This is a genomic window from Erythrobacter crassostreae (genome assembly GCF_019204045.1).
Taxonomy (GTDB): domain Bacteria; phylum Pseudomonadota; class Alphaproteobacteria; order Sphingomonadales; family Sphingomonadaceae; genus Erythrobacter; species Erythrobacter crassostreae.
In genome coordinates this window covers 683,822-708,558 of sequence record NZ_JAGSPC010000001.1, presented here as the reverse complement: position 1 = coordinate 708,558, position 24,737 = coordinate 683,822, and the positions used below count along the sequence as shown (strand labels likewise).

The window sequence follows — 24,737 nt, the reverse complement described above, 5'->3', positions numbered from 1 at the left end:
CGGCCAATCACATCGGGAAGATCGATTGCCCTCCATCGATCACGAGCGAGTGACCAGTCACCAGATTGCTCTGCTGAGAGGCAAGGAAGACCGCGATGCCTTCCATATCTTCAAGATTGCCGAGTTTGCCAGAGGCTGTGCGTCGCAAACAGGCGTCCTGAAAGGCCTGCGGTGTTTGAACTGACATATCGGTTTCAATGAATCCGGGCAGTATGGCATTGGCCTGAATATTTGCAGGAGCCAATTCAATTGCGAGGCTGCGGATGAGACCGGATACGGCGGCTTTGGTTGCAGAATAACCGCCACCTGGAATACCCATCAATGCCGCAATGGAAGAAGAAACGATAAGCTTTCCGCCACTACCTTGCGAAATAAATTGCTTCGCGGCGGCCTGCATCGTGGCCGTCACAGAATTGAAGTTTAAGTCTATGGTCGATTGCCAATCGGCGGGAGTGTGATTGACAAACGGCTTGCGCACGCCTGATCCGCCAGCATTGGCGAAACAGCTATCCAGCCTGCCGAACCGATCAACCGTTGCCTCCATAGCCGCGTTGATAGCGGCAGGGTCCGTCACATCGCAAACAAACCCTTGCGCCTCCACTCCCAGCGATGCGAGTTCTTTAGCGGCAGCGGTGTTGCGATCCGAGTTGCGCCCCCAGATCGCGACACTTGCGCCCGCCTTCGCGAGCCCCCGCGCCATTCCCAAGCCAAGACCGGTGTTCCCGCCCGTTACGAGCGCGACATGACCCTGCAAATCGAACAACCCATTCATCAATTGCGTCCCCTTTGAATAAATGATTGCATCAGAAACCGACGCGCAGGGCGACGCCATAAATGCGTGGATCGATCAAGAACGCGCTGCGGAAACTTCCAACAAGGTTCGAATTGACCTCAAGGAATGTGATATCGTCATTGTTGGTCACGTTCTTCACAAATCCAGTGAGGCTCCAGGGTCTGTCCTCAAGTGCGAATTGAACAGACAGGTCAAGTTGCTCCCAACCATCAACCCGGTCCGCTGAAACATTGAACTCCCGGCTGAAAAACCCGGTCTGGCTGTAAAAGTCCACGCGTGGACGAATGGTCCAGTTGCTACCGCCAAGGAAGGTGTATTCCGCGGCAAGCTTAAGCGTACGTTCGGGGGCATTGGGCAGAGAGTTGCCCTGCAACTGGAAGAAATCGCCACCGCGAGAAGGATCCGATGAAAGGAAATCGCTGCGCACCTCGGTGTCAAGCAGGCCGAGCGAGCCTTCCAGTAGCAGCCCGTCTAGTGGTTCAGCCACAGCCTCCAGTTCAAACCCGCGAATGCGCGATGACGGAATGTTCACATTAGTGGCCAGCGTTCCGACAATATTCCCAACAATCAGATCAGAGTAATCGTACTGGAAGACTGCGGCATTAACGGTCACACGACCATTCATGAATTGGTTCTTCGTCCCAAGCTCGTAGGAATCGATCGTTTCGGAATCGAAGGTCGGTGTCCCCAAATTGCCCGGGTTAAATCCGCCCGATTTGAAGCCGCGAGAATAGGTGAAGTAGAAATTGTTATCAGGCGTTGGTTGCCAGCTGACACTGGCCCTTCCTGTGACGGCGTCGAATTCTGCTTCACCCACAAACGGGGCGCCCAAAGCAATGAAGCCACTCGCGGTCGTGATCGATTTGTCGTCCTTGGTGTACCGCAATCCACCGAGGATGCTCAGCTCAGGCGTAATGTCGAAGTAGGCCTCACCAAAAACAGCGTAGCTGTCGACATCGGCGTCGCTGGTATTCCCGCTGGTGGTAAAGCCAAGGGTGCGCGATACAGGCAGATATGTTGTGACCTCGCCCGAACTTTCAGCCCACAGATAATACCCACCCACAAGAAAGTTGAAAGGGCCATCAAAGTCGGATCCGAGCCGTAATTCCTGGCTAAATTGCTCGCGCTTGCCAAACGCCTCCTGAGACGTGCGATAATCAGTCGTCGTGACCGCCTCACCCTGATTACGGAGGTTGTAGGTCAACACCCCGTTGCCGTTGCCCGCATCGGCAACAGTCAGCGGACCGAATGCGGTCGTGTATGTTCCTGGTTCAAAAGCACCAGGCCGTGTTCCCTGATCGAAATCTCGAAAAGAGGCATTATCTCCAACGCGGTAGCCAGTGACAGACGTCAGCGTGAGCGCACCTAACTCCTGTTCGATCTGAAGCGTTGCGAGGAAATCCTCAATGTCTTGCTCCGGCTCGATATCGATGCGCACTTCGCGCAAATCGGTGGGGTTATCGGAAAACGTACTGGGCCGCACCGCGCCGCCTAGCAGCCCATCAAGACCAAACGCATCTGGGAAGTCGAAATCAACAGTCTGCGATGAGCACCCGAAAGTCGTATCGGGGGTGCACAGGCTTTTGACGGCATTTGCGCGGTTGGAGTCCTCGCGGAAGTAATTCAATACCAGGTCAACCGTTGTCGTTTCGGTCGGCTCGAAGCGGGTGCTCGAGCGTAGGCTGTATTGGTCACGCCCATCGATACGCTGATCGTTTTTGAGATTAAGCGTATAGCCATCGCGTTTCAGAACATGGGCGGAGAAACGCTGATAAAGCCCATCGGCAATTGGCAGGTTGATAGCGGCTTCGGCGCGAACACCATCAAAGTTCTCCAGTTGAAGCTGCGCATAGCCTTCGAACTGGTCCGTCGGCCTTTTGTTCACAATGTTGATCGCACCACCTGTTGTGTTGCGGCCAAAGAGCGTGCCTTGCGGCCCGCGCAAAATCTCAATCCGCTCAAGGTCAAAAAACTCGCCGAATGTACTGCCTTGCTGCAAGAACACGCCGTTTACGAGCACGCCAATATTCGTGTCCGCGCTGCCGCCAAAGCTCTGGGAACCGACACCCCGGATCGTCAGATTGCGGTTGGCCGACAAAATGACGTTAGGCGAATTGAACTGGAGATCCTGCGAGTCCTCGATCCGCGCCGCCAACAGCGTTTCCGAAGTAATGGCGGTAATCGAGATCGGAACATCTTGGATATCCTCTTCTCGCAACTGGGCCGTCACTATGATGACGTTGCCCTCATCTTGAGACACAGCTTCGCTTTCGCCGTCCTGAGCTACAGCTGGCGACGCAGCGAGTGCTGAAGCCAGAGCGAAAAATGAGCACAATGGTGCTTTGAGATTGTTTGTCATGCTTCCTCTCCCCTTATGGGAAGAGAGTTGCCACGTATTGTATAATTAGTCAATAAGGAGCAGAAATGCGCATCCAGCCGAAGCTTTCTACAAGTCTTATTGCCCACACTGTCAATTCGTTCGACAACGCTGTGCAACTTCGCCCCCTCAAAATACGATTGGCTGGACGTTCGAGGTCAAACAGACATAGTCAGGCGGCTAAGCGACTGCTTTCGAGTCTGGGCTCGCCAAAAGCGGACAGTCAGCTGTCGACCCACTTCCTGCCGCTCGACGTAACGGCGGTTACCGGCGAATCCGAACTAGAGGTTCGATGACTCGCTGAAACATCGGCAGTGCTCCAATTGGTGAACTCAAATCCGCGAGGCGGGTCGAAGAAAGGTCACTTCAGTACTTTCCTGCCAAATCCCTCGATTAGATCGTGAATCGCACTGAGCGCCGCCTCCAAATTTTGAATGCTTCCTGCAGTGTCATTTATGATCAGCTTTTCTCGAGCGATTTTGATCGAAGTTAAGCAAATCGAACGAGCCATTCTCGCGCTTTCAGGGGCGTAGTCACACATAAGTGCGAAATAGGCACCATAAAAGAAGTTCGCATTTAGGCGCTCTATTGTTGCTATCGCATCGTCTAAGCTGGATCTTTCGTTCAGCCTCATATCCTGTGTTGGGCTTCTGTAATCAGCAACATAGCAATCGTGGTATCGCATCATCAGTTCAATCCAGGCTGCGCATGCATCGTCCTCTACCTCTGAGCTCAAGCTGTAAAGCTGATCGCAGCGAACAACGTCTTGCGCGTTCGTCCAGGAGAAGTGGCCAAACAGATGGCCCACAGGGAACAAGGCTCTGTCACGCGGGTACCGAAAAGCCCATCGGTGGTAACGAATTTTACGAGCGACGAGCCTCAGTAACTCGTCAGTCGACATCCCGAATTCCTGTGCCTGATCCTGCACATTCGAAACGTCTACGTAGAGAACATATCCCATGCGCGAGTCCACTCTAATGAGCGACGGATTGTTCTCGCTCAGGTTTGAACGCCGTTGGAGGATGGGTTGAATTTTGCCCGCGTAAGTTGCGGCCTGAGCACGTTGAAATGAAGACTCAACATCGTTGGAGTTAAACAGTGCAGTATAGAAACGCTCAAGAAACGATACGCACTCGCTGTCGTCTGCAGGTCCGTCGCAAGAAATGATTATCGGCACGGACTGAATCAGAGAATCCGCCATCTCTGCCGAGTAGCAAGACATGAAAACTACAACGGATAGATGCGGTTGGGCTGCAATTAGTATTCGTTCCAACACATCTAAACCGATAGCTGTGCCGGAAGCTGTTTCGTTGTCCTCTAGAAAGACACTTGATGGCGAACCATGTCCTGAAAATTGCACACAGGAATAAGGTTTTGCCGAAAGAGCCTCGAACACATCTTTGGGCCGAGCTGCATGGATGATCTTAAAAGGGCTAATGGTTCGAGCTGATTTGTCCGCGATTGCCTCCAGTACGCGCGCCTCTACATCAACCCTGAGTCGCTCCGCGCCCTCGGGTGAGCTCATGATAATTAATGTGCTTAGGTCGTTAATCGTCATCTAAAATGCCCAAAGAAACCCATTGATAGTTGGAAGAGCTTTCCGAGTGACAATGCCCGCTCTTCAGCCGATAGGGCGGTTTGAAGATCAAGGGCGGTAGCCGAAAGCCAGACCTGTGTCTGGTGACCAAGTCTCGGCCGTCGCGAATCTCCTTGATCCAATTCAATCGCTCTCACCAGCGCGCTCCTAGATTCTGCCGTGCAACCAAGAAACTCCAATTCTGCAAAGAACTGTGCGTTGTCGCAGAAGAGGTCTTTCGGGTCGAAAGGGAAAATTTCGCCATAGCCGACGTGGCTTAAGTCAATTTCATTTCCCCCTTTTCTTTGATTGATTGGCTTTCGGGCGTCCAATGACTCCCAACGATTTAGCTTACTTTCGACAACTTCAATAAATGTGCGCAAATGGAATGGTTTTGTAAGAATGGAATTGCTTCCAAATTCTTCTTCGGCCCTCAAAGACGCCGCAGCAAATCCAGTGCAAAATACGCAATTAAAGGAGTTTGGGTAGCGTTGTTTTAGCCTTTGCGCCAGTTCAATTCCGTCCATCATGGGCATCACAATATCAGTCACAAGCAGGTCGATTTCTCCCTGAAGAAACTCATACATCATTAGCGCATCGAGGCCGCTGTCCGCGATGTATACAAAGTAGTCCTGCCGCAATAGTGCGTTGGACAGATATGCGCGCATTGCAGGTTCATCTTCAGCAAGAAGGATGGAGATTGGCCGTGAATTTATCATCGTGCTACGCATTCGATTGGCGGTGGTGGCGCTACTGCGCGATTTCAGAATTCATTACAGCTAGCCATTACTCCTGACATTATACAAGAACAGTCTAGTTGCGCAGCTGAGCGCTCTTGACATGCGTTTCGATGCCAGTGGACACCCATAGTGCGGTGCCAGCCGCGAGATTGGACCTCTATGTTTACAATCAAACTTGCGCCTGTCTGGAGTGCTCGGGGTACTGTCAGAGCAAATGTGCCTGATTGAGAAATGAAGCGATTGGGCTAGGGCAAGGCGTATGCTTAGACCTCGCACACCGGCCAATCCATTCCGCTACTTCAACGTATCGCTGAAGCGACCAGGCTGGCTGTGGTGACCAATAACCGCATTCACCCCCAATTGCGGACGCCAGCCCATTAAGAGCCAGCGCCCAACACCGGTCAGATCTCGGTCTTCTCGGCTAGCGTAAGAGCGTCCTCAATGTCGACCCCGAGGTATCGGACCGTGTTCTCGATCTTCGAGTGACCCAGAAGGATCTGGATCGCGCGGATGTTCCCCGTCGCCTTGTAAATGATCGAGGCCTTTGTCCGTCGCAGCGAGTGAGTGCCATACTCCTCAGGTCGCAATCCGATCGCCTCGACCCACTCGTCAACTAGCCGAGCGTACTGGCGAGTGCTTAAATGCCGCGAATGATCGATCCAACTAGGGAACACAAAGTCCTCAACTGAGCCGCCTCGAAGTTCGAGCCATGCAAACAAACTATCACGCGCGTCAGCTGCGATCTCAAACTGAACGGGCCTTCCAGTCTTGCGTTGGGTGATCGCAGCTCGCTTTCTGATGTCTGGGCCGCTCACGAGATCGCCAATCTTAAGTTCGACTAGGTCACAGCCTCGCAATTTGCTGTCGATTGCTAGATCAAAGAGCGCCCGATCACGAATGCGCTCTTCGCGATCAAGAAAGAACCTAACTGCCCAGATTTGTTTCTGGGTGAAAGGTCGTTTGGGACCAATCTTCGCGCCGAAATTCCACGGAACTCGGTTCTGAGCTGCGGGATCAAATTGTGAGTAAGTCATCTTCATTCTCCTTGGCCGGAATGGCCGAGAAGAATGTCCGCTATTGGTAGCTAAGATCTGGAATCGCTACGTCTTGGGTTGAGGCGCAAAGCGGTCATACGCTTGCGCTCATTCGCCGCGCCGCTCACGTTCAGTGCATCTACTGTCAATGCCCTTTAGCGGAGGACCTTGATAAGACTCCGACATACTGGCGTTAATCGGAATCTGGCGAGCACACCCTACCCCGCGAATTCGGGGCGTAAGCCATTCTAGTCATTGATGAAATGCGGTTTGGGCGGAAACAACCCGCCAACGAGTTGAGCAGCGTTGCACCGATCCGCAGCCAACTCACCGCGCGACAAGTCGTTGAAGTTAAGATTGAAATCCGCCAATGAAGGCGAGTTGTTTGCGATCCACACATTTGGTCGTCTCAAGAACCAATTCGCTCTGACCCAAACTGTAACTTCCAACTGAAACTATCGCTCAGAATACGCCCAGTCGGAGAATAAGCGTTCAACTAGCGCTTCATGTGGGTGCATCCGGCAGGTAGAATCCGCGATTATCCAAACCGCTAGCCACGCCAAGGTACCGGATTATGAGCTCGGCGGGCCACCGGGAAGTCGAGCCAGCCAGACCCCCTGTTTTCCATACTCATTCCATACGCAACGAGCGGAGCATCACTAAACCATTGAAAAACTGGTGCACCCGAGAGGATTCGAACCTCTGGCCTCTGCCTTCGGAGGGCAGCGCTCTATCCAGCTGAGCTACGGGTGCTAATTGCCGCACGCGATGATCGCGCCAGGCGCGCCGATTAGCAAGGCTTGCGCTCCTTCGCCAGCCAATAATCACCACTCGCTGTCAATTGGCAGTTTTGAGCTTAACGAAAAAACAAGGCGTTCGCGTCTAACCTCCGAACCATGTCAGCTTTACCACCAGAACAGATGCGCGTGATGCGCGCGACTGCCGAGCAGGCCGCACGGCCCGTTGGATCGCTTGCGCAGCGCTGGGAAGACCTGCACCGCAAGGCTGCTGAGCTAGCAACTCTTGCACAGCTAGCCCCGGAAGCATCGCAGACCGACGGCGCGGCGTTTGCAACAATACTTGGGAATGCGGATGAGTGGCAACGCGAGCTGGCGTGGCAGAGCATCGAGGATATTGATGCGATGATGCAGCCCGGATTGACCGCACTGAAAGTGATTACATCCCGCGGAATGGATGCGAACGCGCCCGCTCTGGCCTTATGGCGAGAGTTTCATGCTGCGCGCGAGGGTGTGTTGCACTTGCTCGTAACCGATAGGCGCTCGGTAGCCCGAATCTGACCGGGTAGCTTGACCTTGTTCGTGGTATGTTCCAACCATGGTGCATGATCACACCGACTTCTGAAACGATTGACTCGCCCGCCACCGCGCAAGACGTAGCGCGCGGTATCATGCGCCTGTTTGCGCGCAACGATATCTGGTGCCTGACCGAAGTGCCATTGAAAAACGGGCGGCGGGCCGACCTCATGGGTGTCGATGCCAAAGGTCTGATTGTAATCGTGGAAATCAAAGTCGCGCGCGGCGATCTGCTCGGCGATACCAAGTGGCCCGATTATCTCGAATTTTGCGACCGCTTTTTCTGGGGGGTGCCCCCAAGACTTGATCGCGGTCCTTTGGAGACCGAGGGCTACCGGCCTGACGCCTGCGGAGTGATTGTCGGCGATGGCTATGATGCAGAGATTCTGCGCCATGCCCCTTTAGACCCGCTGGCAGCAGCCCGGCGCAAGGTGCAGGTCGAACGGCTGGCTAGAATGGCAATGCGACGCCACACCGTCTTGCATGATCCGAATTGCGGTGATCCGGTGAGCGCGGGTTAGGGCTGTATTCGGTAACTTTTCTGCGTCATATGTGACGCCATGTTATCGCCCGACATGCCAATCTTGCTTGCGCTTTTGATCGTAAGCCTCGTGACGTCGGCCTTTGTCGCGGTACGCTATTTCGCATCGAGCGGATTGTTTGCCTGGATAACGCAGCGTGTTCGCCCTGGGCTCTATAGTGGTCAGAAAGCGCAAATTGGCCGCGAAATTCGCTGGTCGCTACTTGCCACGCTAATCTACGGCGCACCGGCTGGCATGCTATTTTGGAGCTGGAACCATCTGGGCTGGACGCAGCTTTATTCGGGCCTCGCAGACTATCCGCTTTGGTATATGCCGCTTTCGGTGTTCATTTACCTCTTCGCGCAGGATACGTGGTTTTATTGGACCCACCGCGCGATGCACGCGCCGCGTTTGTTCAAAATCATGCACAAGGTGCACCACGACAGCCGCCCGCCAACAGCGTGGACAGCCATGAGCTTTCACTGGCTGGAGTCGATTGTCGGCGCGGCCCTGATACCCGCCATGCTCTTAGTAGTGCCGATCCATTTTGCGATGCTCGGCGTGGTTCTGACCATCGCGACGATCATGGGTGTCACGAACCACATGGGCTGGGAGATTTTCCCACGACAAGTCGTTCATTCCCCGTTGGGACAATGGGTGATAACAGCAAGTCATCATGAAAAGCATCACGAGGAGTATCGATGCAACTTCGGTTTGTATTTCCGTTTCTGGGATCGCGTTTGCGGGACCGATCGCGGCTTCTCGCATCGCATCGTGAAGGAAGCCAGGCACGAAAGCGCCCCGGCATGATGCGTGCCTCCATCTTGGGTAGTGCTACCGTTTTGACAGCAATGGCGGCGCCTGCTGCGGCCAGTGAAGTCACCATCACTGTCACCAATATGCGATCCACAGAAGGCGTCGTGCGGGCCTGCATCACCGCCCTCGAAAAAGCATTTCCCAAGTGTAAGAAAGATCCGGAGTCGCTCCGTACAGTCGTGCCCGCAGGCGAAACCGTCACGATCACGTTCAAAGATGTGAAACCGGGCAAATACGCCATCGCGCTGCTGCATGATGAGAACAACAATGGCAAAGCTGACCGGGCGCTCGGCATGATGCCAAAGGAAGGTTACGGCTTTTCCCGCGATGCGCCGGTTCGCATGGCCCCGCCCAAGTTCAAAGACGCAGTTTTCGATATGGGCAGCGCGCCGCAGAAGTTCACAATCAAGATGCGTTACTTCCTCTAACGCGCCTTGGTGCATGACTGACGCCAGCGTCCGTTCTTTATCTTTGTGAAGGCAAAGCGCCGCAAACTGTTCTGACGCCAACGCTGCGCGCCCGGCATCAAACTCAGTTTTCCACCATGCACTTAACGGGATGTTTACCACGCACCTCCAGAACGCCTGACTGTAAAAGTTATGCAAGGGGCGTGTTAAAGCCATGGACAATCTGCGGGGCACTTTTGATTCCAGCGATCCGATCGGTAACGATCAGGATTGGGAAGCCCACGAAGACGAAGTAGCGCGCGAAATGCCGCCAGAGGCAATCGGCCAGGATGAGCGCCGCATGCAGGTGCGTGCCTATAATCATTGGGCCAGCCTGCTTGCCGATAACAGCTTCCCTTCGATTGAAGATCTAGAACCAGAAAATCTGCACGACTTCGGTCCAAACAGCGTTCTGCTCGACTTCTCTGTCGGGGTAGAGGACCCTGCTGTGCAATATCTCGGCGACCAATTGGCCGAGGAATGCGGCACTGACGGGTCGATCAAGCAACTGTCGGATGTCCCGCCGCGTTCATTGCTGAGCCGGATTACCGATCACTACATGCAAATTCTCGCCAATCAGGCGCCAATCGGTTTCGAAGCCGAGTTCGTGAATCAGCGCGGATCCTCGATCATGTATCGCGGCATCCTGTTGCCATTTTCGAGCAATGATGAAACCATCGATTTCATCTATGGCGTGATCAACTGGAAAGAGATTGCCGATCAGGTCACAGCTGACGAATTGCTGCTTGAGATTGATCAGGCGCTCGAGGTGGATGACGAAGCCGCCGAAGATGAGGACGAGCCGCAAAAGCATCACGCCGATCCGCTGGTCGCCGCGCCCAGCGCCGACATTTTCGAGCTTGGTGCCGAAGCCGAGGTTTCCGAAGAAACGCCGGAATTCGAACCTGACTTCAGCGACAATGTTGCGTCGCTTGGCAGTGATTACGAAAGCCCCACAGACGAAAACGACCTTCCGGTGCCTGACTTTGGTCAATATTCGCTCGACGATCCGGATGAGGACGAGGATGAAGAAGATGAAAGCGGCGCTGGCTACAGCTTCGCCTCGCTTTCGGACTACATCGAAACTCCGACGAAGAAGGCAATCGACCTTGAGGCGGAGCATTTCGATGCCGCCGATTATCAGGCCGAATATAGCGAAGACCAGCCAGAAGATGTCGACCCAGAAATCGCCGATTACGCCCCTCTTGCCGATGAATATTCGGAAGATGAGCAACCAGCCGAGCCAAAGGCAAAGAAGCCGTTGGACCTCAGCAGCTTTGGCGAGCCGGAAGAATACAGCGAACCCGTAATGGACGAGAGCGAAGTGGATGAAGACGCGTTCGCGGACGAAGTCTTCGCACAAGATACCCTTACTCCGGGACCAGTCGCTTTCTCGGATGCAGAAATCGAGGCAGAAGATGCACCAGTTGAAGGTGGTGGCCTCGACGAAGCTAGCGCTGAAATCGCCGATGAGGTTGTCGCTGAACTGAGCGAAGATGCTGGATTGTACGATTTCCTCGCATCGGCCCGCGAACTCGCCCAGCATGCCAACGTAGCCGAAGATCGCAGCCGCGCTGCGCTCTACAGCGCGGTCGGCCGCGCCTATGACTTCTCGCTCGCTGCCAAAGCCGCGCCTGCCGAATACGGCGAACTGCTCGAAGAAAGCGGCCTAAGCGTTCAGGAACGCGCGCCAATGACCCCGGTCGTCAAGCTCGTGTTTGGCAGCAATTACGACAAGACTCGCCTTACTGAGTATGCCGCCGTTCTGGCCCATGCTTACCGTCACGAGATGGAGAGCGGGTCGCTCGCCGAATTCCTGGAGAACGCCGATGGCGGTCTCAAAGGCGTGGTTGCGGCAGAACGCCGTCTCCGCCGCGAAGAAGCTGGCAAAGAAGTCGAAGCGGCTGATGAAGTCCGCCGCGCTCTCGCCAAGAAACTTCGTGAACTCGAAGAGCTAACCTTTGAAGCGCTTTCCGGCGACGGGGCGGAATTCTCGCTCGTTGTGGTGCGCCGCGATGGCACCGGTAATGTTGCGATGATCGGCGAAATTGACGATGATATCCCGATGATCGAGCGCGCTGCGAAAAAGCTCGTCGGCTGAGCCTGCTCGCGCGGCTGGAACCAACCTCATCGCTTCTCCGTTTGAAATTGCGTTATGGTTTTCAGCGCACTTTTCAGACAAGCCCCCGTTCGCGTGCAGCCCTTTCTTGGCTATCGCAATTCTGAACAGTTGTTTCTGACGGTCCGAGCATTGCGAAGCGAGCAGGCCGCATTCGATAAGCGGGGATTTTTTGCCAACGTAAGAACGATGCTGCGCCAATATGCGTCGCACGAAGTGTCTGGCCTTCAAGTGCGCCTCACTTTCAAGACCGGAGCAGGAGATAAAGTTGCAAAGAATGCGACCACTGACGACGAAGGTTTTGCGCATTTTTCGGTCAAACTTGATCCGGGTTACGAGCGCCCTCTCAATTCGGCATGGGAGCGCGCGTCTGTTGAATGGCAAGGTGATGATGGTGCCCAAAAGGACTGCGACGCGTTCATATTGACACCAGGTAGGAATGCGGGCGTCGGCATCATATCCGACATAGACGACACGATCATGGAGACCGGGATTACCGGCAGCGCCAAGGCAATTTTGCGCAATTGGCAAAGAGTGGTTGCGCAAATGCCGGATGAACGCTCCGTGGTGCCGGGCGCGCCCGGCTTTTATTCAGCTTTGGGCGGTTCGAATTCTTCTGAGCCTGATGGCGGAAATCAACAGGGCATTCCTCAGGCCTTGCCGCGGCCGGTATTTTACGTGTCATCCAGTCCGTGGAACCTCTTTTCCTACCTTGTAACCTTCAAGAAAATGCGCGAATTGCCGCTAGGGCCGATCGCCCTTCGCGATTGGGGCTTTAACCGGAAGACGCTCGGCTCAGAGGGGCATGGCTCGCACAAACAGGTCGCAATCGAACGGATTTTGTCCGCATACCCAGACCTACAATTCGTACTCGTCGGAGATGATACGCAAAAAGACATGGTTGTCTTTGGCAAGATCGGAGCGGAATATCCTGACCGGATTGCTGCAGTCTTTATCCGGAAAATTTCGTGCGACCCTTTGAACGAAGCCGAGCTCAACGCTAAGGCCGCTCTTGATCAAGCCAAGGTGCCGTTTTGGACCGGAGCAGACTATGCCAGCGCACATGGGTTTCTGGAGCAAACCGGGCTCGAATTTGATGGGCGCGTTGAGGCGCTCGTGCAAACTGCAAGCGAAGGTTCTGCGCCGGAAAACAAAGCCCCGTTGTCAGCGACCGCCAAGATTTAGAAGGCACAGATTGGATGAAACGCGGCGTGATTTGGACCCTCGGCATACTCTTATCAATCGGCATCATCGGCGCGCTGGCGCTGCAATATGCAATTTCGCAGAATGGCCCGGCTGTGCTCAGTGCGGTCGACCGGCTCACCGGCGGCAGCGGCAATGCGAAACAGCTGGCTGTGGTGTCGACCGGTGATCATCCGCAGCAAAAGCTGGTCGTATGGGGCCCCGACACCGAAAGGCAAGCGCGCAGTGAAAAGCCGCGCCCGGTGCTGCTGTTCCTTCACGGCGGCAGCTGGCGGTCTGGCGATCCGGAGGATTATGACTTTGTCGGCCGCGCCTTTGTAGAGCGCGGCTTTATCGTAGTACTAGGCGGATATCGGCTGAAGGAAGCGGGCAAATATCCAGCTATGCTCACCGATACAGCAAGCGTTATCGGATGGACCCACCGCGAGATTGCCAAACACGGCGGTGATCCCGAAAGTATTGTAATCGCGGGACATTCGGCGGGCGCATACAATGTTGTGATGGCTGCACTCGAAGAAAAATGGCTAGCGGCAGAGGGGCTTTCGCCCAGCGATATCGCTGGCGTGGTTGGCCTGTCTGGCCCCTATGATTTCTTCCCGTTCGACAGTGATTCTACGATCGCAGCGTTTGGCGAGGCTGCAGAACCGGAATCCACTCAGCCAATTGCCCATATCAATGGCGATGCGCCGCAAATGCTGTTCTTACACGGTGAGATGGACACAACCGTGAAACCTCGCAATAGCCGAATTCTCGCAGAAAAGCTGAAAGAGGAAGGCGGCCATGCGCTCACCGTGTTCTTTCCGGACAAAGACCATATTGACCCACTGACGTCCCTTGCCGCCCCGTGGCGTTCGCGCCGTGAAGTGGCGGATTTGATCGCAGGATTTGCGACCGGCGTGACCAGCTCTGACACTGTTTCAGTTCCCGTTCAGGAGGAAACGCGTTAGAAGCGGGGCAATGCGCCCGCTCCAACACCTCTCGCTCGCGCGCTTTGGCGCCTATTGTCTGGCTCTGCTTGCCAGCAGCCTCATCACGCTCAATCCCGCCGCTGCGCAATCCATCCTGCGCGATGCCGAGACCGAGGCGCTATTGCGCGATATGACCGCGCCATTGGTTGAGGCTTCTGAGCTGGAACCGGGCAATGTCGATATTGTCCTGATCAATGACCCTTCGATCAACGCTTTCGTCGCGGGCGGTCAGGTCATCTATGTTCACGCTGGCCTGATCAACGCGGCCGAAACCGCCAATGAAGTTCAGGGCGTTCTCGCGCACGAGCTTGGTCACATTACCGCTGGCCACGTGGTCCGCTTCAACGAGCGCACGACTGCTGCCAACGGGATCACCCTTCTTTCACTGCTCGTCGGCGTAGGTGCTGCTTTGGCCGGTGCGGGCGATGCGGCGATCGGCGCAATCATGGCGGGACAGCGCGCCGCAATCGGCAGCTTCCTGGCTTTCAATCGCAATCAGGAAGCCTCTACCGATCTTGCCGGTGCGCGTTATCTGTCGGGCGCAGGCATCTCCGGACGCGGCATGCTGAAATTCTTTGACCGGCTCCGCGATCTCGAAATTCGCCGCGGATTTAGCCAAGGTGATGACGCTACTTACACCCGCACCCACCCGCTTTCGGGCGACCGGATTCAGACCTTGCGCGATCTTCTGCAGGAAGATCCTGCGTGGGACACGCCCGAGGATCCGGAACTGCAAGAGCGTTTTCTGCGGGTACAGGCAAAGCTGTTTGGCTATCTTGCCGAGCCAAGCCGCACGCTAAATATGTATCCCGAAAGCGATACCAGCATGCCCGCACGCTACGCCCGTGCATATGCCTATCACAAGGATGCGCAGGTTGAGAAAGCGCTGGCTGAAACGGCCGCGATGCTCGCCAGCGATCCAGACAACCCCTATTTCCTTGAGGTGAAGGGCCAAATTCTGCTGGAATCGGGCCGTCCTGAAGAGGCGCTTGTTCCGCTTCGCAGGGCAACCGATCTTACGCTTAACCAGCCGCTCATCGCTGGCATTTTCGGTCATGCGCTGATCGCGACAGAGGACAAGGCAAACTATCCCGAGGCTGAGAAGGTTCTGCGCGCTGCCGTTGCCAAAGACCGGTTCAATCCGTTCGCATGGTATCAACTGGGCGTGGTTTACGCCGCCAAAGGCGATATTCCGCGCGCCAAACTAGCAAGCGCAGAACAGCAGGTGATGAACCGCGATTACCCGCAAGCATTGCGCAACGCGCAGGCCGCCGAGGCTGGTTTGCCGGTGGGCTCGCCCGATTGGCTGCGCGCGCAAGACGTCGCGCTGCAAGCGCGGTCCGAGCTGGAGCAGCTGCGCGACCGGTAAAAACCGGCACGATCTGCTGGCGTTTTGAATAGGCAGCGTTACTAAACACCATCATGGAAAACGGCATGCGTACTTCGCTTCTCACCGCGCTGCTCGCGCTTATATTCGGCTTCTTGGGGGCGGGCATCTGGTCACTCGCGGGCCTCGCTGACAATCGCACGCGGGCCTATCTGGTCGAGAATCCGAAAATCCTCGAAGAAATGGCGATGGCTTTGCAGGACAATCAAGCGCGCGAACGGCTGGCACAGGCGGGCGACGAGATTTACGAAGCATTCCCGGGCGCGGTGATGGGCAATCCCGATGGCTCCAAAGTGCTGGTCGAGTTTACCGACTACAATTGCCCCTATTGCGAGGCGAGCCTTGCTGATGTGAACCGTCTGGTCGCAGAAGATCCAGATCTTAAAGTCGTGATGCGCGAATGGCCGATCTTCGAAGGCAGCGATGCTGCCGCACGCATGGCGCTCGCCGCCGGGCTTCAGGGAAAATATGCCGCTTTTCACGAAGCGATGTTCAAGCTTGGCCCGACAACTCCAGAAGCGATTGAGGCTGCGGCCATCGAAGTCGGACTTGATCTGGACCGCGCTCGCAACGATGCCGCATCGGATGCTGTTTCTGTAGAACTTGCCAAGAACCTCAGCTTTGCCCGCTCGCTCGGCTTTAGCGGGACACCGGCTTGGATCGCGGGCGACAATGCAATGGGCGGCATGGTTGGATACGAAGCGCTGAAAGAGGCGCTCGACGAAGCCGAAAGCTGATGATGCGCGGGTTCGCGCTGTGCGGATTAAGCGCCGTATTGCTGGTCGCGGCGGCCTCCGCGACTGCGCTTGATCGCAGGGCTATCGATTACGGTGCCGAACGGGCAGCCATCGAAGAGTTTCAAGAGCTTGATCAAAGACTGCAAGACGTGGGTTGGAAACTTGCGCGTTCCAATGCCGATTTTTGTCAAGAGACCGCCCCGTCAATTGGCCTCCAATTGCAGGACATGGCGAGCTACGGCTCTCCTGACATTGCTCGCAAGGCGCTAGGCCTTATTCAAGACTTCGCGGTGCAAACTGCAGCGCAAGGATCGCCATCCGCGCTGTCCGGTGCGTTTTGGCGCAACCGCGAGATTGTCGAGGCTGACGGCGCCAACATGAGTGAATGGCCAGCCAGTGAACGTCTCGACTGGCGGCGGCTTGTCCGCGCACACGATGCCCTTGATACTGGCCTCACCAGCAATGGCGAGGTGACCTTCCGATTCAGCGATGCTTCCAAAGAGACGGTCAAACCTGTCACAGTGTGCCGGACCCGTTTCGAATTGTCGGGCGAAGGCGAACGCGCCGTAGCCGATGGTAAGCGAGTCGTGATCGGGTCGCGCTTTTACGGATTCACCTATTCCGAAGAATTGTTTGCTGCCGCTGTTGCGCATGAGCTTGCGCACAATCTGTTGAGGCATCGTGACTGGCTCGATCAGAACGGGCGCAAACGCCGCAATGTCCGCACCACCGAACGGGAGGCTGACAAGCTGATGCCCTGGCTGCTTGCCAATGCCGGTTACGATCCAGCCGCAGCCGGACGGTTTTTTCGTGAATACCAGCCGAGCAGCGGTGGAGGGTTCTTGCTGCGCGGTTCGCACGACAATTGGGAAAAGCGCGCAAAGGTAGTCGAAGCCGAAGTGCCGCGCATCCATTCCTTGATGAAGCGAGAGGGGCGTGCCGATTGGTCGGGCCATTTCGCGCGCATGATCGAGCCCGAAAACGCGCGGTGAAAAGTACCGAAAATCTGCAAAACCTGCGCCAAGCCGGTCCGCGTATGCGCTGATCCCAACGAAACACGCTGCTAACCGGCTAAAATTGGTCTATGGGTGAGTGATATGGCAGTGCTTCAAATCCAGCCAGCACCGTTTTTCGCGAGTAAGAACCGCGCCTTTTGGAACCTCCAGCTGGCCGGTTGGGGCGGAGCATTCCTGCTGCGCGCGGTGAATGCGGCCGCCAACGGCCTGCCGTATGGCCAGTTGATCCTGATCCTGATCACCACCATTACCGGATTTTCCATCACGCTCGTCCTGTCGGTCATCTATCGCCAGTTGATCGGGCGCAGGCCGCTAGTGACATGGGGCGGAACCGCGCTCGTCCTGATCGGAGCGGTGATCGTCTACGCCTCGATCGAAACGTGGGTTCAGGGTCTGTATTATGGCGACCTGCGAGAGGCGACCTTTGCCCAGCGCTTTATCGGCCTGTCTTTCATCCCGCTCACGCTGCTCGGCGCATGGAGCGCGCTGTATTTCGCGATCAATTACTTTCTGACGGTCGAACAACAGGCTGACCGGTTGGAACGGCTGGAAGCGCAAACCACAGCTGCACAGCTTGCGATGCTGAGGTATCAGTTAAACCCGCATTTTCTGTTCAACACGTTGAATTCGATCAGCACGCTGGTGCTGCTTAAACAAACAGTACCAGCAAACGCGATGCTCACGCGGCTATCCAGCTTTCTGCGTCACACGCTAATCGCGGAACCGGGCAGTCAAGTGACCCTTGATCAGGAAGTCGAAACGCTGGGTCTCTATCTCGATATTGAACGTATGCGATTTGAAGAGCGGTTGCGCACCCATTTTGATATCGAGGAAAAGGCGCGCGTCGCCTGTTTGCCTTCGATGCTGCTGCAACCGCTCGTTGAAAACGCCATCAAATATGCCGTCAGCCCTCAAGAGGAAGGCGCGCGAATTTCTGTTACGGCGCGCGTCGTGGGTGACAGGCTCAGGATGGCTGTTGAAGACAGCGGCCCTGGTATCGACGCACCGCTTGATCACGCCATTATCGATCATCTCGGCAATCGTGCACCCAGTCAGACTGTCTCTACCGGTGTTGGCCTCGCCAATATCCGCAACCGTTTGATGCAAGCTTATGGCGATAGCCACCTGTTCGAAACCCGCTCAGAACCGGGCGGAGGTTTCACTGTTCTGATCGAAATCCCGTATCAACCCCTCAGAGGCGGTGCGGCCGAAGACCCCGATGAAGCAGACACTGCTGGCTCAGACCCCGATGCAAGCCCCGATGCCAACAATGTCATTGAATTAAACCCCCAACGCGCCACTGGATCATGATTATGACTATTCGCACCATCCTCGTCGACGATGAAAAACTGGCTATTCAAGGCCTGCAAGTCCGGCTTGAGCCGTTTGAAGATGTCGAAGTGATCGATACATGCTCCAACGGGCGCGAGGCGATCCGCAAGATCAAAACCGAAAAACCCGATCTGGTTTTTCTCGACATCCAGATGCCCGGTTTTGACGGGTTCTCCGTCGTCAAAGGCGTGATGGAAATTGAACCGCCGCTGTTCGTTTTTGTGACAGCTTATGAAGAGCACGCCATCCGCGCGTTTGAAGCCAATGCCGTCAATTACCTGATGAAGCCGGTGGACGAGGATAAGCTGGCCGACACGATCGAGCGCGTGCGCCAACGGATTGCTGAAAAGAAATCCTCCGAGGATGCCGAGCAATTGCTCGATGTGTTGGCTGAGGTTGCTCCGGACCGCGCCGCCAATTTCAGCGAGAGTGAAGATGCCGGGTCAGAGCGTTTCGAAAAGCTCATCAATGTAAAAGACCGCGGCCAAATCTTCCGTGTCGAAGTTGGTTCAATCGAGCATATCGAGGCCGCTGGCGATTATATGTGCATCTATACCGGCGACAATTCGCTGATCCTGCGCGAGACCATGAAAGATCTGGAACGTCGGCTGGACCCGCGCAAATTCCAGCGCGTTCACCGCTCGACCATCGTGAACCTTGATCAGGTGCGTCAGGTAAAACCGCACACGAACGGCGAATGCTTCCTTGTGCTGGATAGCGGTGCAGAGGTGAAAGTTTCGCGGTCTTATAGGGATGTTGTCGCGCGTTTCGTGCATTGATTTTGCGCACCCCATCCGGGGTGCGATATCCTCGCATTGGCTCGGGCGGGCAGTCGCCCTTGCGGTCGCCTTGCGACCGTTTATTGAGAACCTATGATCTTTTCACTCCCCGGCTTTGGCCTCGACAAATTTGTTCGCGAAACTCTCGATGAAGACCTTGGCGTCGGGCTTGAGGGCGGAGGAGCGGATGTCACCTCCACCAGCGTGATTCCCGCCGATGCGCGTTTTTCAGGCGTTATGGACAGCCGCGATCCAGTTGTTGTGGCCGGTCTACCGCTGGCCGAAGCATTCTTTCGTGCGCTTGACCCCAATGTCGAGATCGAGACGCTGGTTGCTGATGGAGATAGCGTGGATGCAGGCACCGATCTCATGCGCCTGAAAGGGAATGCGCGCGCGCTTCTCACCGCAGAGCGCAGCGCGCTCAACATTGTTCAGCACCTTTCCGGAATCGCCACCATGGCGCGCGAATATGTCGATGCGATGGACAACCCGAACTGCTCACTGCTGGACACGCGCAAGACGCTGCCCGGCCTGCGCGTGTTGGAGAAATACGCGGTCCGCATGGGCGGCGCGCAGAACCACCGGATGGGCCTGTGGGATGCGGCGATGATCAAAGACAACCATGTCGCGGTCGCCGGAAGCGTCGGTGAGGCGGTTCGCCGCGCGCGCGATGCCGGTGTCAAACCGATCATTTGCGAGGTCGACCGGCTCGACCAGATCGAACCCGCGATTGAGGCAGGCGCGCACCACTTGCTGCTCGATAATATGCCGCCTGAGGTTTTGAAAAAGGCGGTGGCCATTGTGGCCGGACGAACCGCCACCGAAGCAAGCGGCGGAATAAACCTCGACACGATCAAAGCAAAAGCCGCGAGCGGGGTCGATTACTGCTCCGTAGGCCGGCTAACTCAAAGCGCCCCCGCTGCCGACGTAGGGTTGGACTTCACGCCTCTATGAGGATCGCGAAGGGGCCTAGACCTTGGTCCATCAACCTGTTCGCAGGCGTCTTGCTGATCCTTGCCTGCTGGAATCTCTCCGTCGCGCTGTTTGATTTGCCCGCGCAGGAAGAATTGCTGCGCTCACTTGGTTTGGGGCTGGATTGGAACCGTGACTGGACCATCGTGACCAGCTCGGCATGGTTCACCATCGAATTGATCCCGATTGCGCTTGTCTGGATCGCCGCGAGCCCGTTTGCCCGTATCTTCATCGGCTGCATGGCCGGATTGAAGGCGCTGCTCGTGCTTGCCAACTTGCCGGTTCTATATGCCTTGCCGGGAATGCTGGCAGGACAGTCAATTGCTCTGGCGGCGGTAGCCCTGCTTTTTACCAGAGGAGCCAATAATTGGTTCGCAAAGAAGGAAATGAACCCCGCGACATTCGATTGAAGCGGATAGCAGGCAAGCCGGGTAAAAGTTTCCAATAGGGAGTGCGATTGGAGCGCGATGTGGGTTAGCCTGCAATCAGACGCTACAGAGGACACCAATGAAGCCCAGATCAATCCAAATGTTCGACAAGTTGTTCTGGATCTCTGTGATCCTTGGGTTTGTCTATCTCGCCGTTACCTGGAGCGACCTAAGCGCCGAGTTGGAGGCAGAGCCCGAATTCGCCGCGATTGCCTTTGGAGCGGCTATTGTTGGCCTCGTCTTCGGCTATGGCGTCTCCATCTTACTGTGGTTCCTCATTTCCAAAAAGGCGAACAATGTCGCGCGTTGGATATACATCGTTCTGACGGCACTGGGTGTTGTGATAACTGGCGTCACCCTGTTTGAACTATCGACGAATGAGCTGATTATTTCGATTGCTCAGACCGCACTCACTGTCGCGACAATCGTCTTTCTCGTGCTGCCGGATGCCGCCGCCTGGTTCGATCGCAAAGGCACAGATGGGCAATCGGATATTTCGACATTCGAATGAAACAGGCCGCCTATCTGATCGCGCTTTCGGCGCTCGTATTGCCCGGCCAGCTTGCAGCGCAAGCCTATCAATGCCGCGCGCCCGGCGTCTCGTCCGTCCCGCAGGTTTCTTCAGACAGCCGCCCGCGCAACATGCCGGTGACGGGCTACACGATGGCGCTCAGCTGGTCGCCGGAGTTCTGTAAACCGCGCGCAGATAGCCGATCCCACAAAGTGCAATGCTCCGGTGATAATGGCAGGTTCGGGCTCGTCGTCCACGGCCTGTGGCCGCAGGGCGCCAATGGTCGCTGGCCGCAATGGTGCAAAGCGCCTGGCACGGTCAGCGCGCTCACTCCTCAGGAAGTGCGCCGCAATATGTGCATGATGCCCTCGGCACGGTTGGTCGCCCGCCAGTGGGCCAAGCACGGCAGCTGCATGGTCAAAAGGCCTGCGACCTATTTCAAGGTCACCCGCATTCTTTGGGATTCCTACCGGATACCCGACTACGATCGGATTAGCCGCGAAGACGGCCTGACCGCTGGCCGCATCCGCAAAGCCTTCGCCGATGCCAATCCCGGCATTTCGGCCAGTGCCGTCGGCGTAAAGCTCAATCAGCGTGGCTGGCTGCAAGAGCTGCGCGTCTGCTACGGAAAGCGGTTCCGCCCAACCCGCTGCGACGCGAACCGGTTTGGCGCGCGTGACGGTGTGAAGGCGAAAATCTGGCGCGGTCTGTGATCGCAATTTGATACCGATCAATGCCGGTTGCTGGCGAATCGGGCACGGTCACTGCATGATCAACATCGAAAAACTCACTGACAACGCACATCGCATCGTTGTGATGGGCGAATTCCGTCAATCAGATGCCGAGCGGCTTGTTGAATTCGCAAGCGATTGCAATGTATCGAGGGGTGGCGGCCACATCCTTATCGATTTGACGGCAGTGACCGATTTTTCGTTCTCCGCAGTGGCCGTCGAAATGGCGCACATGCCCGCCTTGTTCAAATGGATATACGGGCTGGATCGGATTGCAATCGTTTCAGACAATGACTGGGTCCGGACAGGCGCACGGCTCGAAAGCGCGCTGCTGCCCGGTTTGGTTTACGAGGTTTATGACGAGGACGAAGCCGATGCAGCGCTTTCCTGGATTACGGAAAAAGCAGATGCACCGCATAAAGGCGCAATCCGCGAATTGGATATCGGCAAGCCTGACATAGCTGCGTACGAGATTTCAGGACGGCTGGACCGCGAGGAATCCGAACGCGCTACGGCCATGATACGCGCCCGGTTCGACCAAACCGGTTGTTCGCGCCTGATGCTCGTCATCCGCAATTGGCACGGCTTTGACGCCGACACGATGTTCAGCGCGCAGGTCTTCTCCAGCAAACTGGAATTGATGCGGCAGCTGGACCGTTATGCGATTGTCGGCGGACCAAGTTGGATAAAGAACATCGCCGGGTTCATGGACGCGCTGATCAAACCAAAGCTGCGCTGCTATGATCTGGACGATCAGGACAAGGCGATTGCGTGGCTGGAGGCCGGTGACTGAAGCGTCTAGCAGCCCTGTACAAGTGACAAAACACTGCGAAAATCAACCCTCTGGCGCAACAGGGGTGCAATGCGCTATGCTCGGTTGCGATGGCAGCGACAGAAAGCAAACCAGAGCATCCGGAACTGGATTCCGAAAAGACTGACCTGGCCGGTCGCGGTTTCTCGCTTGCTGAAAAAATCCTGCTGATTGTGGCGGCGGTGATGACTTTGGTCGCAGCCGGTGCCGAGGTCGTTTCGGTTTATCAACGCGGCAGCATCGACCTCGCCGATATCCTGCTGATGTTTCTCTATACCGAAGTGATCGGGATGATCGCGGTGTTCTATACCGGCAAGGGCTCGTTCTTCATTTACCCGATTTTTATCGCCATCACCGCGCTGGCGCGGCTGATCGTGCTGCAGGGCAAGGACATGGCACCTGAAAACGTGTTGTACGAAGCAGGAGCAATCCTGCTGCTTTCCTTCGCGGCGCTGGTGCTGTCGCGGACAAGAAGCCCCTAGGCACCGCCAAGCCATCATTCCGACCGGAAATGCAGCCCGATAGAGCTAGATAAAGCTATCAATCCGAAATTGTGACCGATCCAATGTCGGCATCTTCGGATACATCCTTCAACTGGCGGTAGATCTGGCCCATCAGGACAAAATGCACATCCATATCGATCGCGAGATAGTTATCCGGCGTTCGGGTTCCCCCGCGGCTAACAGGTTTGGTGACGCTATAAACCTCGCCCTCGGCTAGCACTGCGCCGCTGGCCCGCAACTCTGCGATCAGCGCCGGATTGAAGAGACGTTCAACGACGTCTCGATTACTGAAAATCGCCTCCAGCTGCTTCGGAGAAGCGGCCAAAGAGCGCAGCTCGCCCGTTGATGTATCAACTTGCAAGACCTTTCCGTCCGCGCGTTTGAATATAAGATCGCCCATCGTCGTGATCGAAAGCGGCGCGACATCATCGCCCGTTAGCCAGCGCCATTCCTCAATAAAATGATCTAGCCGGAATGCAGAGGGGTTCGCGACCAAATCGCCATGACTGAGATCGAAATCCTCAAGCGTGTCCTCTGCCACAGCAGTTTCAATCGGAGCCCATGTCTGCTCCGTTTCGTTTGCACCGGTTGCTCCGGAACACGCGACCAGCGTGAAAGAGCAAAACCCAGCAATGACCATCTTGCGCAAAGACATCCTCATCTCCGCTCTCTGAAAAACGCTCTTAGCAATTCCGCCGCCTCTGCCTCACCCATGCCTGAATAAACCTCTGGCCGGTGCAGGCATTGTTCTTGCTCAAAAACCCGTGCGCCATGCTCGACCGCGCCGCCTTTGGGGTCGCTCGCCGCATAGTAAAGCCGCGCAATCCGAGCGTGCGAAATCGCACCTGCGCACATCGCGCACGGCTCCAGCGTGACATAGAGATCGCATGCTGTCAGACGCTCTTCACCCAGCTTGGTTGCTGCATCCCTGAGCGCGCGAATTTCGGCATGGCCGGTGGGATCAGGCGGCGTCCGCGTCGCATTGGCAGCGACAGCAATCACCGCGTCACCCTTCACCACCACCGCACCCACAGGCACCTCGCCCGCCGCCGCAGCGGCACGCGCGGCATCCAGCGCCTGCTTCATTGGTTGCGGGATTGGCCATCTGGTCATAAGGAGGGCGCTAGCGAGGCTTTGTCAGGCACGCAACTTTGCTTGACGATTCGCAAGTGGCCGGTTATGCGCGCCGCTTTCCGGGAATATTGTAATTTCTGGCCGAATTTCTGGGCCGCCGATTCATTCGTGCGATCTGTAACCGTGAACGAAACGAGAGATATCATGTCGCGTATTTGCGAACTGACCGGCAAAGGTCGCCAGGTGGGCAACAATGTCAGCCACGCCAACAACAGGACCAAGCGCGTTTTTCTGCCGAACCTGCAGAACGTAACGTTGATGAGCGAAAAGCTGGAGCGTAGCTTCAAATTCCGCGTATCGACCAACGGCCTGCGTTCGGTTGAGCACAATGGCGGTCTGGATAACTGGTTGCTTAAGACGAAAGACGAAAAGCTTTCAAACCGCGCTCAAAAAGTGAAGCGCGAGCTTAAGAAAGCTGCTGCCGCCGCTTAAGCCTCAGGGCTGAAAGTGAGCGCTCAAAAAGGCGTGCGAAGTTCACTTCGCGCGCCTT

25 protein-coding genes, 1 tRNA gene and 1 pseudogene are annotated in these 24,737 nt (G+C 56.0%); 19 read left to right on the top strand and 8 right to left on the bottom strand.

The features are described from left to right. Positions 1–7: 7 nt before the first annotated feature. The 6 genes from KCG46_RS03605 to KCG46_RS03580 all read right to left on the bottom strand — a co-directional run bounded on the left by KCG46_RS03605 (position 8) and on the right by KCG46_RS03580 (position 7,273). Complete coding sequence (locus tag KCG46_RS03605) at positions 8–772, bottom strand: SDR family NAD(P)-dependent oxidoreductase (protein ID WP_218403955.1); 765 nt, start codon at positions 770–772, stop codon at positions 8–10. Positions 773–803: 31 nt separating this feature from the next. Next, positions 804–3,152 (bottom strand): TonB-dependent receptor, encoded by a 2,349-nt coding sequence (locus KCG46_RS03600; protein ID WP_218403954.1) that lies wholly within the window; start codon positions 3,150–3,152, stop codon positions 804–806. Positions 3,153–3,531: 379 nt separating this feature from the next. Continuing rightward, positions 3,532–4,728, bottom strand: coding sequence for a CHAT domain-containing protein (locus KCG46_RS03595; RefSeq protein WP_218403953.1), 1,197 nt, complete (start codon positions 4,726–4,728; stop codon positions 3,532–3,534). Beyond that, positions 4,725–5,477, bottom strand: coding sequence for a response regulator (locus KCG46_RS03590; RefSeq protein WP_369410156.1), 753 nt, complete (start codon positions 5,475–5,477; stop codon positions 4,725–4,727). The genes KCG46_RS03595 and KCG46_RS03590 overlap by 4 nt, the downstream gene beginning before the upstream one ends. A 410-nt stretch (positions 5,478–5,887) precedes the next feature. Continuing rightward, on the bottom strand, positions 5,888–6,520 hold the full coding sequence (locus tag KCG46_RS03585; protein ID WP_218403952.1) for a tyrosine-type recombinase/integrase: 633 nt from the start codon (positions 6,518–6,520) through the stop codon (positions 5,888–5,890). A gap of 676 nt (positions 6,521–7,196) precedes the next feature. Further along, a tRNA-Arg gene (locus KCG46_RS03580) sits at positions 7,197–7,273 on the bottom strand. 143 nt (positions 7,274–7,416) lie between these two features. Here KCG46_RS03580 and KCG46_RS03575 point away from each other — a divergent pair. The 18 genes and pseudogenes from KCG46_RS03575 (at position 7,417) to KCG46_RS03490 (ending at position 23,092) form a co-directional block, all read left to right on the top strand. Next, the gene (locus KCG46_RS03575) at positions 7,417–7,818 is read left to right on the top strand and encodes a hypothetical protein (protein ID WP_218403951.1); all 402 of its coding nucleotides are present in this window, start codon (positions 7,417–7,419) and stop codon (positions 7,816–7,818) included. 44 nt (positions 7,819–7,862) lie between these two features. Next, the gene (locus KCG46_RS03570; RefSeq protein WP_255551745.1) at positions 7,863–8,354 is read left to right on the top strand and encodes an MmcB family DNA repair protein; all 492 of its coding nucleotides are present in this window, start codon (positions 7,863–7,865) and stop codon (positions 8,352–8,354) included. Positions 8,355–8,408: 54 nt separating this feature from the next. Beyond that, positions 8,409–9,164: a sterol desaturase family protein gene (locus KCG46_RS03565; protein WP_255551744.1), complete on the top strand. Its 756-nt coding sequence runs from the start codon at positions 8,409–8,411 to the stop codon at positions 9,162–9,164. 41 nt (positions 9,165–9,205) lie between these two features. Then, positions 9,206–9,598: a DUF2141 domain-containing protein gene (locus KCG46_RS03560; RefSeq protein WP_255551743.1), complete on the top strand. Its 393-nt coding sequence runs from the start codon at positions 9,206–9,208 to the stop codon at positions 9,596–9,598. 193 nt (positions 9,599–9,791) lie between these two features. Further along, positions 9,792–10,382 (top strand): annotated as a pseudogene (locus tag KCG46_RS12585) (PAS domain-containing protein); the annotation flags it as partial. Positions 10,383–11,810: 1,428 nt separating this feature from the next. Continuing rightward, positions 11,811–12,920, top strand: coding sequence for a phosphatase domain-containing protein (locus KCG46_RS03550; RefSeq protein WP_369410155.1), 1,110 nt, complete (start codon positions 11,811–11,813; stop codon positions 12,918–12,920). Positions 12,921–12,934: 14 nt separating this feature from the next. Continuing rightward, positions 12,935–13,885 carry an alpha/beta hydrolase gene (locus tag KCG46_RS03545; protein ID WP_218403946.1) on the top strand — a complete coding sequence of 317 codons (951 nt, stop codon included), beginning with the start codon at positions 12,935–12,937 and terminating at the stop codon, positions 13,883–13,885. Between the two features lie 10 nt (positions 13,886–13,895). Continuing rightward, positions 13,896–15,275, top strand: coding sequence for a M48 family metalloprotease (locus KCG46_RS03540; RefSeq protein ID WP_218403945.1), 1,380 nt, complete (start codon positions 13,896–13,898; stop codon positions 15,273–15,275). Between the two features lie 65 nt (positions 15,276–15,340). Further along, entirely contained in the window at positions 15,341–16,030 is a 690-nt protein-coding gene (locus KCG46_RS03535) for a DsbA family protein (protein WP_255551742.1), read from the top strand. Next, positions 16,030–17,022 (top strand): M48 family metalloprotease, encoded by a 993-nt coding sequence (locus KCG46_RS03530; protein WP_218403943.1) that lies wholly within the window; start codon positions 16,030–16,032, stop codon positions 17,020–17,022. The genes KCG46_RS03535 and KCG46_RS03530 overlap by 1 nt, the downstream gene beginning before the upstream one ends. A 105-nt stretch (positions 17,023–17,127) precedes the next feature. After that, positions 17,128–18,357 (top strand): sensor histidine kinase, encoded by a 1,230-nt coding sequence (locus KCG46_RS03525; RefSeq protein ID WP_218403942.1) that lies wholly within the window; start codon positions 17,128–17,130, stop codon positions 18,355–18,357. Between the two features lie 2 nt (positions 18,358–18,359). Further along, on the top strand, positions 18,360–19,157 hold the full coding sequence (locus tag KCG46_RS03520; RefSeq protein ID WP_218403941.1) for a LytR/AlgR family response regulator transcription factor: 798 nt from the start codon (positions 18,360–18,362) through the stop codon (positions 19,155–19,157). A 93-nt stretch (positions 19,158–19,250) separates the two neighbouring features. Continuing rightward, positions 19,251–20,111: a carboxylating nicotinate-nucleotide diphosphorylase gene (nadC, locus tag KCG46_RS03515; protein WP_218403940.1), complete on the top strand. Its 861-nt coding sequence runs from the start codon at positions 19,251–19,253 to the stop codon at positions 20,109–20,111. Then, on the top strand, positions 20,108–20,539 hold the full coding sequence (locus KCG46_RS03510; protein ID WP_218403939.1) for a hypothetical protein: 432 nt from the start codon (positions 20,108–20,110) through the stop codon (positions 20,537–20,539). Before nadC ends, KCG46_RS03510 begins: the two co-directional genes overlap by 4 nt. A 97-nt stretch (positions 20,540–20,636) precedes the next feature. Further along, the gene (locus KCG46_RS03505; protein WP_218403938.1) at positions 20,637–21,068 is read left to right on the top strand and encodes a hypothetical protein; all 432 of its coding nucleotides are present in this window, start codon (positions 20,637–20,639) and stop codon (positions 21,066–21,068) included. Continuing rightward, positions 21,065–21,781 carry a ribonuclease T2 family protein gene (locus KCG46_RS03500; RefSeq protein WP_218403937.1) on the top strand — a complete coding sequence of 239 codons (717 nt, stop codon included), beginning with the start codon at positions 21,065–21,067 and terminating at the stop codon, positions 21,779–21,781. Before KCG46_RS03505 ends, KCG46_RS03500 begins: the two co-directional genes overlap by 4 nt. A 55-nt stretch (positions 21,782–21,836) precedes the next feature. Next, entirely contained in the window at positions 21,837–22,592 is a 756-nt protein-coding gene (locus tag KCG46_RS03495) for a SpoIIAA family protein (protein ID WP_218403936.1), read from the top strand. An 89-nt stretch (positions 22,593–22,681) separates the two neighbouring features. Further along, the gene (locus KCG46_RS03490) at positions 22,682–23,092 is read left to right on the top strand and encodes a phosphate-starvation-inducible protein PsiE (protein ID WP_218403935.1); all 411 of its coding nucleotides are present in this window, start codon (positions 22,682–22,684) and stop codon (positions 23,090–23,092) included. A 58-nt stretch (positions 23,093–23,150) separates the two neighbouring features. On the opposite strand, the gene KCG46_RS03485 is transcribed toward KCG46_RS03490, so the two are convergent. Then, on the bottom strand, positions 23,151–23,768 hold the full coding sequence (locus KCG46_RS03485) for a T6SS immunity protein Tdi1 domain-containing protein (protein WP_218403934.1): 618 nt from the start codon (positions 23,766–23,768) through the stop codon (positions 23,151–23,153). Between the two features lie 2 nt (positions 23,769–23,770). After that, the gene (locus KCG46_RS03480) at positions 23,771–24,226 is read right to left on the bottom strand and encodes a nucleoside deaminase (protein ID WP_218403933.1); all 456 of its coding nucleotides are present in this window, start codon (positions 24,224–24,226) and stop codon (positions 23,771–23,773) included. Positions 24,227–24,391: 165 nt separating this feature from the next. On the opposite strand from KCG46_RS03480, the gene rpmB reads away from it, so the two are divergent. Further along, positions 24,392–24,679: a 50S ribosomal protein L28 gene (gene rpmB / locus KCG46_RS03475; RefSeq protein ID WP_218405278.1), complete on the top strand. Its 288-nt coding sequence runs from the start codon at positions 24,392–24,394 to the stop codon at positions 24,677–24,679. Positions 24,680–24,737: the final 58 nt, after the last annotated feature.

What these genes read in the sequence shown, in the direction of transcription:
- KCG46_RS03485 (WP_218403934.1), bottom strand. Translation starts at nt 23,768, where the DNA reads ATGTCTTTGCGCAAGATGGTCATTGCTGGGTTTTGCTCTTTCACGCTG.
- KCG46_RS03590 (WP_369410156.1), bottom strand. Translation starts at nt 5,477, where the DNA reads ATGCGTAGCACGATGATAAATTCACGGCCAATCTCCATCCTTCTTGCT.
- KCG46_RS03495 (WP_218403936.1), top strand. Translation starts at nt 21,837, where the DNA reads ATGATCAACATCGAAAAACTCACTGACAACGCACATCGCATCGTTGTG.
- KCG46_RS03585 (WP_218403952.1), bottom strand. Translation starts at nt 6,520, where the DNA reads ATGACTTACTCACAATTTGATCCCGCAGCTCAGAACCGAGTTCCGTGG.
- KCG46_RS03525 (WP_218403942.1), top strand. Translation starts at nt 17,128, where the DNA reads ATGGCAGTGCTTCAAATCCAGCCAGCACCGTTTTTCGCGAGTAAGAAC.
- rpmB (WP_218405278.1), top strand. Translation starts at nt 24,392, where the DNA reads ATGTCGCGTATTTGCGAACTGACCGGCAAAGGTCGCCAGGTGGGCAAC.
- KCG46_RS03520 (WP_218403941.1), top strand. Translation starts at nt 18,360, where the DNA reads ATGACTATTCGCACCATCCTCGTCGACGATGAAAAACTGGCTATTCAA.
- KCG46_RS03505 (WP_218403938.1), top strand. Translation starts at nt 20,637, where the DNA reads ATGAAGCCCAGATCAATCCAAATGTTCGACAAGTTGTTCTGGATCTCT.
- KCG46_RS03565 (WP_255551744.1), top strand. Translation starts at nt 8,409, where the DNA reads ATGCCAATCTTGCTTGCGCTTTTGATCGTAAGCCTCGTGACGTCGGCC.
- KCG46_RS03560 (WP_255551743.1), top strand. Translation starts at nt 9,206, where the DNA reads ATGGCGGCGCCTGCTGCGGCCAGTGAAGTCACCATCACTGTCACCAAT.
- KCG46_RS03570 (WP_255551745.1), top strand. Translation starts at nt 7,863, where the DNA reads ATGATCACACCGACTTCTGAAACGATTGACTCGCCCGCCACCGCGCAA.
- KCG46_RS03540 (WP_218403945.1), top strand. Translation starts at nt 13,896, where the DNA reads ATGCGCCCGCTCCAACACCTCTCGCTCGCGCGCTTTGGCGCCTATTGT.
- KCG46_RS03490 (WP_218403935.1), top strand. Translation starts at nt 22,682, where the DNA reads ATGGCAGCGACAGAAAGCAAACCAGAGCATCCGGAACTGGATTCCGAA.
- nadC (WP_218403940.1), top strand. Translation starts at nt 19,251, where the DNA reads ATGATCTTTTCACTCCCCGGCTTTGGCCTCGACAAATTTGTTCGCGAA.
- KCG46_RS03535 (WP_255551742.1), top strand. Translation starts at nt 15,341, where the DNA reads ATGCGTACTTCGCTTCTCACCGCGCTGCTCGCGCTTATATTCGGCTTC.
- KCG46_RS03510 (WP_218403939.1), top strand. Translation starts at nt 20,108, where the DNA reads ATGAGGATCGCGAAGGGGCCTAGACCTTGGTCCATCAACCTGTTCGCA.
- KCG46_RS03575 (WP_218403951.1), top strand. Translation starts at nt 7,417, where the DNA reads ATGTCAGCTTTACCACCAGAACAGATGCGCGTGATGCGCGCGACTGCC.
- KCG46_RS03595 (WP_218403953.1), bottom strand. Translation starts at nt 4,728, where the DNA reads ATGACGATTAACGACCTAAGCACATTAATTATCATGAGCTCACCCGAG.
- KCG46_RS03600 (WP_218403954.1), bottom strand. Translation starts at nt 3,152, where the DNA reads ATGACAAACAATCTCAAAGCACCATTGTGCTCATTTTTCGCTCTGGCT.
- KCG46_RS03480 (WP_218403933.1), bottom strand. Translation starts at nt 24,226, where the DNA reads ATGACCAGATGGCCAATCCCGCAACCAATGAAGCAGGCGCTGGATGCC.
- KCG46_RS03545 (WP_218403946.1), top strand. Translation starts at nt 12,935, where the DNA reads ATGAAACGCGGCGTGATTTGGACCCTCGGCATACTCTTATCAATCGGC.
- KCG46_RS03605 (WP_218403955.1), bottom strand. Translation starts at nt 772, where the DNA reads ATGAATGGGTTGTTCGATTTGCAGGGTCATGTCGCGCTCGTAACGGGC.
- KCG46_RS03500 (WP_218403937.1), top strand. Translation starts at nt 21,065, where the DNA reads ATGAAACAGGCCGCCTATCTGATCGCGCTTTCGGCGCTCGTATTGCCC.
- KCG46_RS03530 (WP_218403943.1), top strand. Translation starts at nt 16,030, where the DNA reads ATGATGCGCGGGTTCGCGCTGTGCGGATTAAGCGCCGTATTGCTGGTC.